Here is a 13,911-nt window from a genome sequence, read left to right as displayed (position 1 = left end):
ATCAAATCGGGTATGGGGGCACTCCGTAAAGGAAAAAGTCACATGGGTACGGAACCATTGGATGCATGGGTCTATGATCTCTGCCTGCACCTCCGGCAGAGTGCAGGCACCAGCCGCCAGCGCAATCAGCAATACGATAAGCCCGGACAGCCATCTGCGCCGACTGGTGCATTCCGACTGTAGAACGGATGTTCCTATGTGGTGCTTCCGGAGCATCCGCTTCATGTTCTTCTGAAACCGTCTGGAAAAAACATGTGTGTCCCCCTGCTGCGCAAACAGAACTTCATCCTGCTGTGCGGCATATTCAGCAAATGCATCATACAGCATGGATTCCAAGGATTCATTTGTCAATTTGGTTCGCCTCCTGTTCCAGCAATTTGCGAAGCATAACCCGTCCTCGCACCAGTCGGGAGTTGGCTGCCTTTGCTGAGATATTCAGAAAAGCGGCAATTTCCCGTTCGGTAAAGCCATGCCAATATTTCAGTTCCAATGCGGACGCATACTTTTCTTTCAGCTGCCCAATGGCATGCACAAGCATTTCCCGATTCATACGGTCTTCGTCACAGGCAGTCAGATCCAGTGCCGTCTGAACAGCCTCGTCCTCGAAATCCATGGGAATACTGCGCCGCTTCCGCATAAGATCCACTGCGGTATTCCGCACTATAATTACGATCAGACTACGCATTTTACTGCAAGGTGTATCCAAAAATTTATCAATGTGCAGAATGATCTTTTCAAAGGAGATCTGCACTGCATCCTCTGCCTCCTGCACATCCTGCAGCACAGCGTATGCGATCTGGTACATAGGCTGGCTGTATGTGTTGTAAATCTGCGCGAACGTTTCTTTTTCATCTTCTGAATCCAGCATTGCCATATAGATAAACAACATTTGATTCGCCTCCCGTTTCCTATTATAGCATAATATTACATCAATTGCAACAATTATTTTTGTAGAAAATAGGAAAAATCCGCATGCATCTGCATACGGATTATCTGTTATCTCTATCGGCAGCGGATCCTTACTTTTTGTTCAGATTCAACTGCGCCTTTTTGCGCTTGACCTCCTGCAATCCGTCTGCGTAGTAGGATTCCAGCTCGGTCATGCGGCTGTCCACATAGCCATTAACCGCCTTTTTGATCTCATTGGACTTGCTCTTTGCCTTCAGCAGCATATCCTCTGCGCTTTTTCTGGCTTCCTTTACAATAGCCTCCTGGGATACGAGTGCTTTTGCACGCTCCTCAGCCCGGCGCACAACGCCCTCTGCCTTTGCTTCTGCTTCCTTCATGATACGCTTACAGTCATAGTCAATGAGCTTTGCACGCTTGATTTCCTGGGGAATGTTCAGCCGCACATCGCTGATCAGCTCCCGCATACGCTCACCATCGATCATAGCCTTATGAGCTGCAAAGGGCACAGCATGTGCCTTGTCCAGCAGTTCGTCCATTTCATCCAAAATTTCATCAATATTCATGTTTAACTCCTTTTTCCTGCATCAGCCGATCCTGAATGTCGCTGAGAATCTCCATCGGCACAAAGTGGCTGATGTCTCCGCCAAAATAGGCAATCTGCTTGACCACACTGGAGCTGAGGTACATATTCTCAGCGGTGGTTGTCAGAAATACCGTTTCCGCACCGGCGTACAGCTTTTTGTTTGCCAGCGCCATCTGAAATTCATATTCAAAGTCACTGACCGCCCGCAGTCCCTTGACAATGGCAATGGCGCCAACATCCCGCACATAATCCGCCAGCAGACCGTCCAGAATATCGATCACAACATTATCCAGATCCTTTGTAACCTCCTGGATCATCATCACACGCTCCGTGGAGGAAAAGCTCGGTGTTTTTGCGGCATTGACGGAGATCAGAACGATCACCTTGTCAAATAACTTTGAAGCACGCTGAATAATATCCAGATGTCCGAGCGTGACAGGATCAAAGCTGCCGGGACAAACAGCGATTCTGCGCATGCTTGCCATCCCCTTTTTAAGAATTGTTGACAGAATACATTACAACTTTTATTTTACCATACTTATATGTTTTTTTCAAGTCCAAATGGCCAATTTTTTCGGGAAGATTCAATTCCGTCTCCATTTCGCAAATCACGATCCCGCCCGGATTCATATATTCTGACAAAACCGGCAAGGTTTCCTCCAGAATTCCCTTTCCGTATGGGGGATCCAGAAAGGCAATATCAAAGCGCTGATCGGTGGTGCGCAGAAAGTCCATCTGGGATTTCAGAACCACTGCGGATACATCTGTAAAGCCGGTAGTCTCCAGATTTTCACGCACCACAGCAATGGATCTGGAGGATTGATCCACAAATACCCCATGGGCTGCTCCACGGCTCAGTGCCTCAATCCCTAACTGACCGCTGCCTGCAAACAGATCCAGCACCTGCGCTCCGGGCAACTGAAATTGAATCGCTGAAAACATGGCCTCTTTGACCTTATCGGTGGTAGGTCGTACATCCATTCCCTCCAGGGTGTGCAGACGTCTGCCCCGGGCAGAACCGGTGATTACTCGCATATGGTTACTCCTTTACATTTCCTGAATGAATTGATAGAGGGCATCCGCTGTCTCGCCGGTTACGCCGGCGGTTTTCGCCAGCGCATCCCGGGACGCTGCTTTCAGCGCCTCCTTGGTTTTATACGTTAAAATCAGCTTCTGTGCCTTCTTTTCTCCGATGCCCCGAACCTGGGTCAGGCTCAGTCCAAAGGTATGCTTATGCCGGCTGTGCATATAGGCAACAGAAAACCGGTGCACCTCGTCCTGGATCTGGGTCAGCAGGTGAAAGGCAGCCTGCCGGCTGTTCATGGAGATCTCGCCGCCACCGTAGGCAATGGCACGGGTTCGGTGCTTATTGTCCTTCACCATGCCGTACACGGGTACATGAATCCCCAATTCCCGCAGCACTGGTGTCACGGCGTTCACCTGCCCCTTGCCTCCGTCCAGCAGGATTAGATCCGGCAGCCGGGCAAAGCCTTCATCCGTTGCAGCCTTGTATTCCCGGAACCGACGCTCCAGCACCTCGTGCATGCAGGCATAATCGTTCTGGATCTGGCTTTCCCGGACGGAAAATCGCTTGTATGCTTTTTTCAAGGGCCTGCCGTTTTCAAATACCACCATACCGGCTACCATAGCAGTGGAGGACAGGTTAGAGATATCATAGGCTTCGATATACAGGGGAGGCTTTTCCATGCCCAGCAGCCGGGCAAGCTCCTCCAGTGCCAGCAGTTCCTTTGCCGTTCGGTCACTGCCCAAAGAAATTGCCTCTGCCGCATTGTTCTTTGCCATTTTCAGCCGCTTATAAGCATCCCCACGCTGTCGGGTCTCCAGGTGTACCGAATGCCCCGCCTGCTCGGTCAACAGCTGCGCCAGCAGTTCCTGATCTGTGATTTCCTGTTCCAATAGTACATGCCGGGGAATATCTGTACGTTCCCGATAAAACTGTGGCACAAATTCCTCCAGCAGCTGCACGGTATTTTCCGCATCATGAAAGGTGAAGGATGCCTTGTCCGCCAGTCTGCCGTTCCGGTACATGAGCACAGACACCGCTGATTCCTGTCCTCCGGATACAGCAGCGATCAAGTCACAGTCCGCCAGATCCGGATCAATGATCTTCTGGGAATCCCCAGCCTTCCGGATGGCTTTGATCCGGTCACGAAGCTGTGCCGCCCGCTCAAACTGAAGCTGCTCCGCTGCCTCCTCCATCTGGGCAGTGAGCCGCTCTACGGATTGCTCACTGCCGGAGCGGATATATGCCACCGCTTCGTCAATCAGCGCACGATAGGTCTGAGCATCCACCTTTCCCCGACACAGACCCATGCACTGGTTGATGTGATAATTCAGACAGGGACGCTGCTTCCGGAAATCCTGGGGAAACCGCCGGTGACAGGTGGGAAGCTTGAACACCCGGTTCACCTCATCCACCGTTTCCCGGGTCACAAAGGAACTGGTATAGGGACCCAGATAAACCCCGTCTTTCCGGGTGTTCTGCTTTTCAGCCGTGATCTTTGGATAGGGCGGATCGGAGATCTTGATATAAAAGTACCCCTTGTCATCCTTCAGCAGAATGTTGTACTTTGGCTTATGCTGCTTAATGAGACTGCATTCCAGCACCAGAGCCTCATATTCGGAGTCGGTGACGATGTAGTCATAATCATAGACCTGGGACACCATTTTTGCCACCTTGGGGGTATGATTGGGTGTCCGGCAGAAATAGCTGGTGACCCGCTTTTTCAGATTCTTTGCCTTGCCGATATAAATGATCTGCCCGGACTGCTGCTTCATGATGTATACGCCGGGTGAACCGGTCAATGCAGCCGTTTTTTCACGCAGATAGGGAATTCGTTCGTTCATCATTCATCCTTAAAAAACGTACTCTTGTATTCCTGTACCTTGGCACGGTCTCCGTAGCAGTCGATCTCGATCTCCTCCCGGTTGTAGTAATACCGAAGCGATGCAAAGAAGAAAATATATGCAAATGCGTTCATCAGAATACTGCCGTATACCCGCAGGTTCAGCACCGCCGAGAACATGCCTGCCAGAATCATGCTGACCGCAATGCCCACCAGCATTTCCAGTCTGGTGCGCTTGGGATCCAGGGACAAAAAGGAGAGTCCCACCAGGGCGGAAAAGATGGCATGAAGAATAATCAGCAGGTTAGATCTTCCGTTGTAAACATCCAGATGGATAAAGTCAAAGTCCAGCAACATCAGGAACACTTCCACACACACATATACGGACAGCAGGGTTTTCATCAGTCCCCGCTGCCGCACGATGCAGCAGATCCCGGCAATGGCAAGCGCCATCAGTCCGAATCCGGCAAACTCCACGATATATGCTGCAATGTCAAAGCCAAGCCGGAAGGTACCGGAGGGAGAGAAGGTGTAGTAATAGATCAGGCAGATGATAATGAATGCCACAAAGCATATATTTCCAAATAACCCCAGCTTAAAGCAAGTCTCCAGCCGAAATGGTCTTTTCCGTTCCATAATGTACGTCCTCCAGCAGTTCTGTTTCTTCAGACAGCACCGCACAGAAGCTGTACAGTACTGCTTTCAGTTTAACATGCATGAAGGTTTTTGTCAAGACGGTATTGCCCTTGCTTTCTGTCGCAGGCTGTGCTATAATAAGCATGTACAAAACGTACAGAAAGGATGGTTTTACAATTGAACAAACAGGTACTGGAAAACCCTGCAAAAAACCAGACAAGCCCCTTCAACTACTTGGTGATCGTAGCTGCATTGATGGTCACGTGTTACATCACGTCCAATGTCATGGCAGTCAAGCTGATCCAGGTTCGGGGCATCACTTGGTTTGACGCAGGAACGATCACATTTCCGCTTGCGTACATGCTGGGGGATGTTCTGACAGAAATATGGGGCTATAAGACTGCCCGCAAGGTCATTTTGCTCACATTTGCGTGTAATCTGCTCTTTGTTATGTGTACATTCATCGGCGTGTATCTGCCTGCTCCGGACTACAATGCGGAGATGAATCAATCCTATGCAAACGTATTTACCTTTGCGCCCCGGATCCTGGGCGCGTCCCTGGTGGCGTTCCTGCTGGGGGAGCTGTCCAACTCCAAGGTGATGGTCTGGGTCAAGGAACGCACCGGACAGAGGCTGCTGTTCCTGCGGACGATCTCCAGCTCAGCTGTAGGATATGTATTCGACACCGGTTTATTCGTCATTCTGGCATTCGCCGGCACCTGTCCGGCGAAGGATCTTGTCAGCATGATTCTGGTGCAGTATTTTGCAAAGCTTGGTATTGAAGCCATTTTCGCAACGCCTCTTGCCTATGGAGCGGTGGCATTTCTCCGCAAGCATGCGGCTGAACCACTTCCGGATGCATCCAAAGAATGAGCACATAAGAATAACCCGTTCTGCACAAAGCATGCAGAACGGGTTGCTTTTATTTTTGGATGCACACCTGTACACACATGGTGCCGGACAGCTTTTCGCTGAGAGGATCCGGCTGACAGGTTCCGGCATACAGGGTAAATGCCGTACCGGTCACTGCCCGGACGCCCTGCTCGTCCACGGATTCAAATGCGCTTTCCGGCACCGGGATCTCAAGCCGCCGGGTTTCGCCAGGCTCCAGCCCGATCCGTGCAAAGCCGCAGAGGCTGTGATTGGGCACTGCCCAGGGTGAATTGTCTTTGATATATAGCTGCACCACATCCTCGGTAAAGCGGATGCCCTGATTGGTCACGATCATTCGGGCGCATCCGTTTTCGTAAGACAGCTCCGTGCAGACGATCTTCCCATAGGTCAGACCATAGCCAAAGGGATACAGCACATTGTTCCGGGCATAGCGATAGGTGCGGTTCTGCATGCTGTAATCCGTAAAGTCCGGCAGCTGTTCTGCGGTTTCATAGAAGGTCACAGGCAGCTTGCCGGAGGGGGATACCTTGCCGAACAGAATATGCGCCAGAGCCTGTCCCCCGCACTGCCCCGGATACCATACCTGCAATACCGCATTGCAGGAAATCTCCGGATTCACCGCACTGCCGGCTGCCAGTACCAGAATCACTGGCTTGCCCACAGCATGCAGCTTTTCCAGCAGCTTGCGCTGGGGCGGAGGCAGACGCAGATCCGCTTTATCCCCGGAAGAAAACTCGTTGCCGGTGTCCCCTTCTTCCCCTTCCAGGGTAGCATCCAGACCCAGGCACAGGATCACCACGTCTGATGCTTCTGCAGCAGCCAACGCCTCTGCGTACCGATCATCCGCCATCGCCAGGTTGGAGGTACGATCCTTATACAAATGACAGCCCTGTGCATAGTGTACTCTGCCGGAGAAGGCGTCCTGTATGCCCTCCAGGAAGGTGACATACCGGTCTGCGGTGCCGCAGTAGTTTCCCTCCAGAGCGGCACGGCTGTCTGCATTGGGGCCGATCACCGCAATGGCATGCAGCTTAGAAGGATCCAGAGGCAGGATGCCGTCATTTTTCAGCAATACCATGGATTTTTCCGCACAGGACAGGGAAACTGCTTTGTGTGCCGGAGAGGCAATGGTATCATAGGTGCATGCAGCGAAATGAGGCTCCGGATCAAACAGTCCCAACCGGATCCGGGTACGCAGCACACGGATGCAGGCACGGCGAATATCCGCTGCATCGATCAGCCCTTCCTCCAGGGCAGCCAGCACATACAAATAGGTATTGCCACAGTTCAGATCACATCCGGTACGCAATGCCAGCGCCGCAGATTCCGTCACATTTTTCGTGACACCGTGGTGTTTGTGAAAATCCTGGATCGCCCAGCAGTCGGATACAAAATAGCCGGCAAAGCCCCACTGGTGCAGCTTGTCCATCAGCATGGGACTTGCGCAGGAGGGCTCTCCGTTCACCCGGTTATAGGCACCCATGACCCCTTCCACCTTTGCTTCTGTCACAAGCGCATGAAATGCCGGCAGATAGCTTTCCTCCAGATCCTTCGGGGATACCTGCGCATCAAAGGAATGCCGGAGCGCTTCCGGACCGCTGTGGACAGCAAAATGCTTGGCGCATGCCGCCGCCTTCAGCACCTTTCCTTCTCCCTGCATGCCCTTGACAAAGGCAACACCCAGCCTGGCTGTCAGAAAAGGATCCTCCCCGTAGGTCTCGTGTCCTCTCCCCCACCGGGGATCCCGGAACAGGTTGATGTTGGGCGCCCAAAGGGTCAATCCTTTATAGATATCAAAATCGCCGTGTTCCCGGGCTGCCATATGCTTGGCACGTGCCTCTGTTGCAGTGATCTCCCCGATCTGATGCAGCAGAGCCGTATCAAAGGTTGCCGCCATGCCGATGGCCTGCGGGAACATAGTAGCGGTACCTGCCCGGGCTACTCCGTGCAGCCCTTCGTTCCACCAATTGTATGCCGGGATTCCCAGCCGGGGAATGGGCAGAGCGTCATACCGCAGCTGAGAAGCCTGTTCCTCTACTGTGAGTCGATCTGCCAGATCCTCCGCCCGTTCATCCGGCGTGAGAGAAGGGTCCAGATAACGTTCCATCATAAAAACCTCCATTCTATATTACATCCGTTTTCATCCGGATGCATGCTCTTTTGTATGACCTTTCATGCTGTGTCGGTACAGGAGCAATCCCACCAGCAGCAAAACCGGGAAACAAAGCGCAGCGAGGATACCCGCCTGAATCCGCTCCTCCCAGAACCCGGCAATCTTTCCCACCAGAGTCGGCCCTCCGGCGCAGCCCAGATCCCCTGCCAGAGCAAGCAGGGCAAACAACGCAGTGCCTCCGCCCCGGATGGTTTTGGATGCAATGCTGAAGGTACACGGCCAGAGCACCCCCACAGAAAAGCCGCAGATGCCGCAGCCGGCAAGCGCCAGGATCGGGTATGGGGACAGGGCAATCAGCAGGTAGCTGACACCGCACAGCATGCCGCTTGCTAACATGGCGGTATCGGGAGCGAGCTTCCCGGCATACCGGCTGTACAGCATACGGGACGTACCCATACAAACAGCGAACAGCATGGGACCTGCCAGATCTCCCAGAGTTTTGGATACCCCCAGACCCTGTTCCGCAAAGGCAGATGCCCACTGACTGACCGACTGCTCACTGGCACCGGCACACACCATCAGCAGCATCATAATCCAGAACAGCCGACTGCAAAGCAACTGCTTGACGGCCAGCCCGGTTTCGTCCTCCTGTAGCAGAGGTGCAATGGGCACCCGGGTAAAGAGCAGCCCATTCGCCAGAGGCAGGATCGCCCAGCATGCCGCAAGCCACTTCCAGTGCTCAATGCCGAAGCAGGCGAAAAATGCTGTGGACAGCAACACCACTGCCACATGCCCCCAACAATAAAAAGAGTGGAGCAAGCTCATGGCAGCTGCTTTGTTGGGACTGGGGCATGCCTCCACAATGGGACTGATGAGCACCTCGATCAGCCCGCCGCCGATGGCGTAGACCATGACCGCAAGCAGCAGACCTATAAAAGGATCCGGCATCACATCCGGCAGAATCAGCAGCAAAAGCAATCCGGTTGCTGCAAAGAAATGGGCTGCCACCGCCGACCAACGGTATCCGATCCGCTCCACAAATCCGGCACTGCAAAGATCAATCAGAAGCTGCAGCCCAAAGTTGAAGGTCACCAGAAACGTGATCCGGGACAGGGGGATTCCGTAATGATTCTGAAACATGACAAACAGCAGGGGGACAAAATTATTGACCACCGCCTGCACGATATAGCCCAGAAAACAGGCATACATAGTATGCTGGTAATTTGGTTTCATACAACCCATCCTTGACAGTGTGCTGATTCCGACTTATAATATTATATACCCAGGCAAAGCGAAATGCTTGCTGTAAATCATCACACATTAACACAATATCGCCAGATTGAGGTGAAAACCATGCCAAAGCCAAAGATTCTCACGGATCGGAACCTGCGAGAGGTAGTCTCCCACGGCACCGCCCGGTTCCCCTTCGGATATTATATAGAAGATATTCAACAATTTGAGAACGGACTGGTATCCAGCCATTGGCACAAGGAATTTGAGTTCGCAACCGTGCGGCAAGGACAGGCCCAGATCAGTATCGGCACTATGACGTTTCCGGTGCAGCAAGGAGATGGAATTTTCGTCAATACCGGTGTGATGCATGCCTTTCAGTCCCAGGAAACCACCATTCTGCCCAACATTCTTTTTGATGCCCGGATGATTGCTCCGGAGCAGACGGATATTTATGAGCATTTTGTGGCACCATTTCTCCAGTCGGGGATCTCGCATCTGGTACTGCATCGCAGCGTCCCATGGCAGGCGCAGGTGCTGGATATGCTGGAGGAAATCTATTTCCTTTGTGACAGAGAGGAAAAACGGAATGAACTGGAGATACACATCCGGATCTGCCAGATCTGGATGCTGCTGGCGGAGCATCGGGCGGAAATGATCTCTGATCGCCAGACCGGGTTTACCATGCAGGCACAGGTGCGCCTCCAACAGATGGTGCAGTTTATTGACCGGGAATATGCCGGAAGCATCACTCTGCAGGGAATCGCTGATGCCGCATGCATCAGCAAAAGCGAAGCACTGCGCTGTTTCCGGGTAGGCATGCACTGCGCACCCATACAATATGTAGTGGCAGTACGGCTGGAACGGGCAAGGAGCCTTCTGCTAACCACCCTGGAGCCGGTCACAGAAATCGCCTTTCAGGTTGGCTTTGACAATTGCAGCTATTTTGACCGTGCCTTCAAGAAAAAATACGGTATGACGCCGGGGCAAATGCGTCGGCAGACAGGAGGAGCTTATGGAACAGCAAACAGTCTTTGAACGGATCTACGCCGTGGTGCGCCGGATCCCGGCAGGCAAAGTCGCAAGCTATGGGCAAGTAGCGTGGCTGGCGGGAAATCCCCGGTGGGCACGGGTGGTAGGCTATGCCCTGCACCGAAATCCGGATCCGAACACGATCCCCTGTCACCGGGTTGTAACAAAGGATGGACGTGTGGCACCGGGCTTTGCCTTCGGCGGTGCCCAGATCCAGATCCAGTTCCTTGAACAGGAAGGCATCGGCTTTTCCGACGGCCGTGTAATCATGTCCCAGTACCAATGGCAGTGTACCCCGGATCAGCTGAAATAGTCCCATCTCATATTTTGACGCCAGCCGCATGAATTTACAGGAAATCATGCGGTTTTTTATTGCCAGGGGGCTTGACATATAAAAAATGATATCGTATAATATCGATAGAAAAGTATCGATACAGGAGGTGTAGAATGGTGCGGGAGAATCAGGCTTCATGGGGACTGTCCATACAGGCGATACACCGGCTGCCCTATTATCTGCAATATCTGCGGCAGCTGGCACAGCAAGGCACGGAAACCATTTCCGCTCCGGCAGTGGCTGCCCATTTCCAGCTCAGTGAGATCCAGGTACGAAAGGATTTTGCAGCAGTCAGCACCAACGCCGGCAAACCCCGTTCCGGCTTTCCGGTGCATGGACTGATCCGGGACATGGAGCAGTTTCTGGGCTACGGGAACATGAATGAAGCAGTACTGGTGGGAGCAGGATCTCTGGGACAGGCGCTTATGTGCTATGGCGGCTTTACGGACTACGGATTGGAGATCATTGCTGCATTTGACTGTGATCCCGCCAAGATCGGCACTGAGATCAACGGCAAGCATATCCTTCCGGCAGACAAGATCACGGATCTTTGCAGGCGGATGAAGGTACCCATGGGCATTATCACTGTGCCCGCCTCACAGGCACAGCTGATTTGCAATGCACTGGTGGAGGGAGGTGTCCGGGGCATCTGGAACTTTGCCCCGGTTCATCTTTCCGCACCGGAACATGTACTGGTACAGAATGAAAACATGGCAGCATCTCTGGCGCTGCTTTCCAAACATCTTTATAGAGAGACAGGGGAGGAATAATGTATGAACACCTTATTTTTTAAATACGCCATTGAAGTGGAGCAAACCCGTTCCATCACCAAAGCGGCAGAAAATCTCTATATGGCGCAGCCGAACCTAAGCAAAGCCATCCGGGAACTGGAGGAAACCCTGGGCTTTCCCATTTTTGTCCGCAGCTCCAAGGGCGTGATTCCAACAGACCAGGGACGGGAATTTCTCAAATATGCCCACAGCATTATGCTGGAGCTGGACAAGATGAGCAAGATCAGTGAAATGAGTGATGGAGCTGTACAGAGTTTTCGGATCTCCATCCCCCGGGGCAGCTATATTGCACATGGGTTTACGGAGTTTGCCGCACAACTGGATCCCGGCAAGCGAGTCATGCTGAACGTGGTGGAGACCAATTCCATGCAAACCATTCAGCATGTGCTGGACGGGCAAAGCGACCTGGGAATTATTCGATATCAGGTTGCCTTCGAGCCATATTTCATGGACTATCTCCGGGAAAAACAGCTTGCCTTTGAGCCTATCTGGGAATTTGCCTATCTGCTGCTGCTGTCCAAGGAGCATCCTCTGGCGGATCGTCCCCAGATCAGTGCAGAGGATCTGGAGCATTACACTGAAATTGTACACGGGGATCTGCAAGTGCCCTATCTTACAGAAGCCCATCGCTCCGGGTATGGGGATGGCAGAAATATTCACAGCAAGATCTATCTGTATGAACGAGCAAACCAGTTTGAACTGCTGAACCGGATTCCCAGCACCTTTATGTGGGTATCTCCTGTACCGGATACCCTGCTGAACCGGTATGCTCTGATCCAGCGCGCCTGCAGGGCGGAACGAAATTTACACAAGGATCTGCTGATCTATCCTCAGGGGTATCAGTTCCGGCCCATCGACCGGCAGTTCATTGACCAATTGTTTGCTGCGAAAAATGAGGTGGCATTTAAAACCTACGATTGATCCTGCGCATCGGCTATATACTCCCCTGCATACCAGCTATGCATCTTCTCTGGGAATCCCAGCCTGTATGTCCTGACCGGCATACAGACTTTGTTGCACAGTCTTACTCTATGCGGTTCTATGGCGTCATATGGGAGGCAGCATGCCCAATTATGCCCATTTATCCAGGAACACTTATATCAGTCATGCAATACTGATATTCCGGTTTTATATTTCCCTTTTGCTCTGGGATTTGCTATAATACAGACAGCAAAGAAATTTGCACAACTCATACAAATTATCGTGCTGTTTTTTTAAAATAAGCAGCACCTAAAACAGGAGGTTTTCATCATGGCTAGATTTACACTACCGAGAGATTTGTATCATGGCAAGGGCGCACTGGAAGCCCTCAAGACCTTTGAAGGCAAAAAGGCTATGATCTGTGTAGGCGGCGGCAGCATGAAACGTTTTGGTTTCCTGGACAAGGCGGTGGCTTATCTAAAGGAAGCCGGTATGGAAGTTCAGCTCTTTGAAGGCATCGAGCCGGATCCCTCCGTTGAAACCGTTATGAAGGGCGCAGCAGCCATGGAGCAATTCCAGCCGGACTGGATCATCGCAATGGGCGGCGGTTCCCCCATCGATGCGGCAAAGGCTATGTGGATCAAATATGAGTACCCGGATATCACCTTTGAGGAAATGTGTAAGGTATTCGGCATCCCGAAGCTCCGGAAGAAGGCACACTTCTGTGCGATTTCTTCTACCTCCGGCACTGCAACAGAAGTAACTGCTTTCTCTATCATCACAGATTACGCAAAGGGTATCAAGTACCCCATCGCCGATTTCGAGATCACCCCGGATGTAGCAATCGTTGATCCGGATCTGGCAGAGACCATGCCCAAAAAACTGGTTGCCCACACAGGTATGGATGCAATGACCCACGCCATTGAGGCATATGTTTCCACTGCACACTGCGATTTCACAGACCCCCTTGCACTACATGCCATTAAGATGATCCAGCATGATCTGGTAGAATCCTACAATGGAAATATGGCAAAGCGGGACAGCATGCACAATGCACAGTGCCTAGCTGGTATGGCATTCTCCAACGCATTGCTGGGTATTGTACATTCCATGGCACACAAGACCGGTGCTGCTTTTGCTGACTACGGTGCACATATCATTCACGGTGCGGCAAATGCCATGTATCTGCCCAAGGTCATTGCGTATAACGCAAAGGTTCCCGCAGCAGCAGAGCGCTATGCACAGATTGCTGACTTCATGCAGCTGGGCGGTGAGACCCAGCAGGAGAAGATTCATCTTCTGATCGCTTATCTGCGTGGTATGAATGATGCATTGAACATCCCCCACTGTATCGCTCATTACGGTAAAGACAGCTATCCCACTGAGCAAGGCTTCGTGCCGGAGGATGTGTTCCTGGCTCGTCTGCCGGAGATCGCAAAGAATGCCATCGGTGATGCCTGCACCGGCTCCAATCCTCGTCAGCCCAGCCAGGAGGAAATGGAACAGCTGCTGAAATGCTGCTACTACGATACAGAAGTGGACTTCTGATCCCTTTACAAGTTTCCTGCATAGAATAAACAGCGCCCTTGATTCACGGATCA

General features: G+C 52.1%; 15 protein-coding genes. 6 read left to right on the top strand and 9 right to left on the bottom strand.

Annotated features, from left to right (window positions below; translation table 11 throughout):
- The 7 genes from QVO51_RS04450 to QVO51_RS04420 form a co-directional block, all read right to left on the bottom strand.
- On the bottom strand, window positions 1-351 hold a 351-nt coding region (locus QVO51_RS04450; protein WP_288167845.1), incomplete at its 3' end, for a hypothetical protein.
- Window positions 341-889: an RNA polymerase sigma factor gene (locus QVO51_RS04445; RefSeq protein ID WP_022357396.1), complete on the bottom strand. Its 549-nt coding sequence runs from the start codon at window positions 887-889 to the stop codon at window positions 341-343. The genes QVO51_RS04450 and QVO51_RS04445, both read right to left, overlap by 11 nt.
- A gap of 130 nt (window positions 890-1,019) precedes the next feature.
- On the bottom strand, window positions 1,020-1,472 hold the full coding sequence (locus tag QVO51_RS04440; RefSeq protein ID WP_015558873.1) for a hypothetical protein: 453 nt from the start codon (window positions 1,470-1,472) through the stop codon (window positions 1,020-1,022).
- Complete coding sequence (coaD, locus tag QVO51_RS04435; protein ID WP_022357395.1) at window positions 1,462-1,968, bottom strand: pantetheine-phosphate adenylyltransferase; 507 nt, start codon at window positions 1,966-1,968, stop codon at window positions 1,462-1,464. Before coaD ends, QVO51_RS04440 begins: the two co-directional genes overlap by 11 nt.
- A 16-nt stretch (window positions 1,969-1,984) precedes the next feature.
- Window positions 1,985-2,527, bottom strand: coding sequence for a 16S rRNA (guanine(966)-N(2))-methyltransferase RsmD (rsmD, locus tag QVO51_RS04430; RefSeq protein WP_022357394.1), 543 nt, complete (start codon window positions 2,525-2,527; stop codon window positions 1,985-1,987).
- 12 nt (window positions 2,528-2,539) lie between these two features.
- Entirely contained in the window at window positions 2,540-4,360 is a 1,821-nt protein-coding gene (gene uvrC, locus QVO51_RS04425; RefSeq protein ID WP_022357393.1) for an excinuclease ABC subunit UvrC, read from the bottom strand.
- Complete coding sequence (locus tag QVO51_RS04420) at window positions 4,360-4,995, bottom strand: hypothetical protein (RefSeq protein ID WP_022357392.1); 636 nt, start codon at window positions 4,993-4,995, stop codon at window positions 4,360-4,362. The genes uvrC and QVO51_RS04420 overlap by 1 nt, the downstream gene beginning before the upstream one ends.
- Before the next feature lie 177 nt (window positions 4,996-5,172).
- Here QVO51_RS04420 and QVO51_RS04415 point away from each other — a divergent pair, with 177 nt between their 5' ends.
- Window positions 5,173-5,868, top strand: coding sequence for a queuosine precursor transporter (locus tag QVO51_RS04415; RefSeq protein ID WP_049775541.1), 696 nt, complete (start codon window positions 5,173-5,175; stop codon window positions 5,866-5,868).
- 49 nt (window positions 5,869-5,917) lie between these two features.
- On the opposite strand, the gene QVO51_RS04410 is transcribed toward QVO51_RS04415, so the two are convergent.
- Together QVO51_RS04410 and QVO51_RS04405 are read right to left on the bottom strand one after the other, a co-directional pair.
- Window positions 5,918-7,996, bottom strand: a complete 2,079-nt coding sequence (locus QVO51_RS04410) for a glycoside hydrolase family 3 C-terminal domain-containing protein (protein WP_288167846.1) — start codon at window positions 7,994-7,996, stop codon at window positions 5,918-5,920.
- Between the two features lie 33 nt (window positions 7,997-8,029).
- Window positions 8,030-9,235 carry an MFS transporter gene (locus tag QVO51_RS04405; RefSeq protein WP_022357389.1) on the bottom strand — a complete coding sequence of 402 codons (1,206 nt, stop codon included), beginning with the start codon at window positions 9,233-9,235 and terminating at the stop codon, window positions 8,030-8,032.
- Window positions 9,236-9,355: 120 nt separating this feature from the next.
- Between QVO51_RS04405 and QVO51_RS04400 the strand changes: the two genes are divergently transcribed.
- The 5 genes from QVO51_RS04400 (at window position 9,356) to QVO51_RS04380 (ending at window position 13,858) form a co-directional block, all read left to right on the top strand.
- A complete protein-coding gene (locus tag QVO51_RS04400; RefSeq protein ID WP_022357388.1) occupies window positions 9,356-10,270 on the top strand; it encodes a helix-turn-helix transcriptional regulator in 915 nt (304 codons plus the stop codon).
- Window positions 10,248-10,577, top strand: coding sequence for an MGMT family protein (locus QVO51_RS04395; protein ID WP_022357387.1), 330 nt, complete (start codon window positions 10,248-10,250; stop codon window positions 10,575-10,577). The genes QVO51_RS04400 and QVO51_RS04395 overlap by 23 nt, the downstream gene beginning before the upstream one ends.
- 134 nt (window positions 10,578-10,711) lie before the next feature.
- Complete coding sequence (locus QVO51_RS04390) at window positions 10,712-11,368, top strand: redox-sensing transcriptional repressor Rex (RefSeq protein WP_022357386.1); 657 nt, start codon at window positions 10,712-10,714, stop codon at window positions 11,366-11,368.
- Window positions 11,369-11,371: 3 nt separating this feature from the next.
- On the top strand, window positions 11,372-12,310 hold the full coding sequence (locus QVO51_RS04385; protein ID WP_022357385.1) for a LysR family transcriptional regulator: 939 nt from the start codon (window positions 11,372-11,374) through the stop codon (window positions 12,308-12,310).
- Window positions 12,311-12,640: 330 nt separating this feature from the next.
- Window positions 12,641-13,858 carry an iron-containing alcohol dehydrogenase gene (locus QVO51_RS04380; protein WP_022357384.1) on the top strand — a complete coding sequence of 406 codons (1,218 nt, stop codon included), beginning with the start codon at window positions 12,641-12,643 and terminating at the stop codon, window positions 13,856-13,858.
- Window positions 13,859-13,911: the final 53 nt, after the last annotated feature.

The organism is Ruminococcus sp. CAG:379, from assembly GCF_000434255.1.
Lineage (GTDB): Bacteria > Bacillota > Clostridia > Oscillospirales > Ruminococcaceae > Ruminococcus_F > Ruminococcus_F champanellensis.
Note: the sequence above shows the minus strand (reverse complement) of the source record. Positions and strands in the feature narration are given on the sequence as shown.

Excerpts from the sequence above, each read along its gene's own strand:
- QVO51_RS04445 (WP_022357396.1), bottom strand. The coding sequence starts at position 889 with ATGTTGTTTATCTATATGGCAATGCTGGATTCAGAAGATGAAAAAGAA.
- QVO51_RS04440 (WP_015558873.1), bottom strand. The coding sequence starts at position 1,472 with ATGAATATTGATGAAATTTTGGATGAAATGGACGAACTGCTGGACAAG.
- coaD (WP_022357395.1), bottom strand. The coding sequence starts at position 1,968 with ATGCGCAGAATCGCTGTTTGTCCCGGCAGCTTTGATCCTGTCACGCTC.
- rsmD (WP_022357394.1), bottom strand. The coding sequence starts at position 2,527 with ATGCGAGTAATCACCGGTTCTGCCCGGGGCAGACGTCTGCACACCCTG.
- uvrC (WP_022357393.1), bottom strand. The coding sequence starts at position 4,360 with ATGAACGAACGAATTCCCTATCTGCGTGAAAAAACGGCTGCATTGACC.
- QVO51_RS04420 (WP_022357392.1), bottom strand. The coding sequence starts at position 4,995 with ATGGAACGGAAAAGACCATTTCGGCTGGAGACTTGCTTTAAGCTGGGG.
- QVO51_RS04410 (WP_288167846.1), bottom strand. The coding sequence starts at position 7,996 with ATGGAACGTTATCTGGACCCTTCTCTCACGCCGGATGAACGGGCGGAG.
- QVO51_RS04405 (WP_022357389.1), bottom strand. The coding sequence starts at position 9,235 with ATGAAACCAAATTACCAGCATACTATGTATGCCTGTTTTCTGGGCTAT.
- QVO51_RS04400 (WP_022357388.1), top strand. The coding sequence starts at position 9,356 with ATGCCAAAGCCAAAGATTCTCACGGATCGGAACCTGCGAGAGGTAGTC.
- QVO51_RS04395 (WP_022357387.1), top strand. The coding sequence starts at position 10,248 with ATGGAACAGCAAACAGTCTTTGAACGGATCTACGCCGTGGTGCGCCGG.
- QVO51_RS04390 (WP_022357386.1), top strand. The coding sequence starts at position 10,712 with ATGGTGCGGGAGAATCAGGCTTCATGGGGACTGTCCATACAGGCGATA.
- QVO51_RS04385 (WP_022357385.1), top strand. The coding sequence starts at position 11,372 with ATGAACACCTTATTTTTTAAATACGCCATTGAAGTGGAGCAAACCCGT.
- QVO51_RS04380 (WP_022357384.1), top strand. The coding sequence starts at position 12,641 with ATGGCTAGATTTACACTACCGAGAGATTTGTATCATGGCAAGGGCGCA.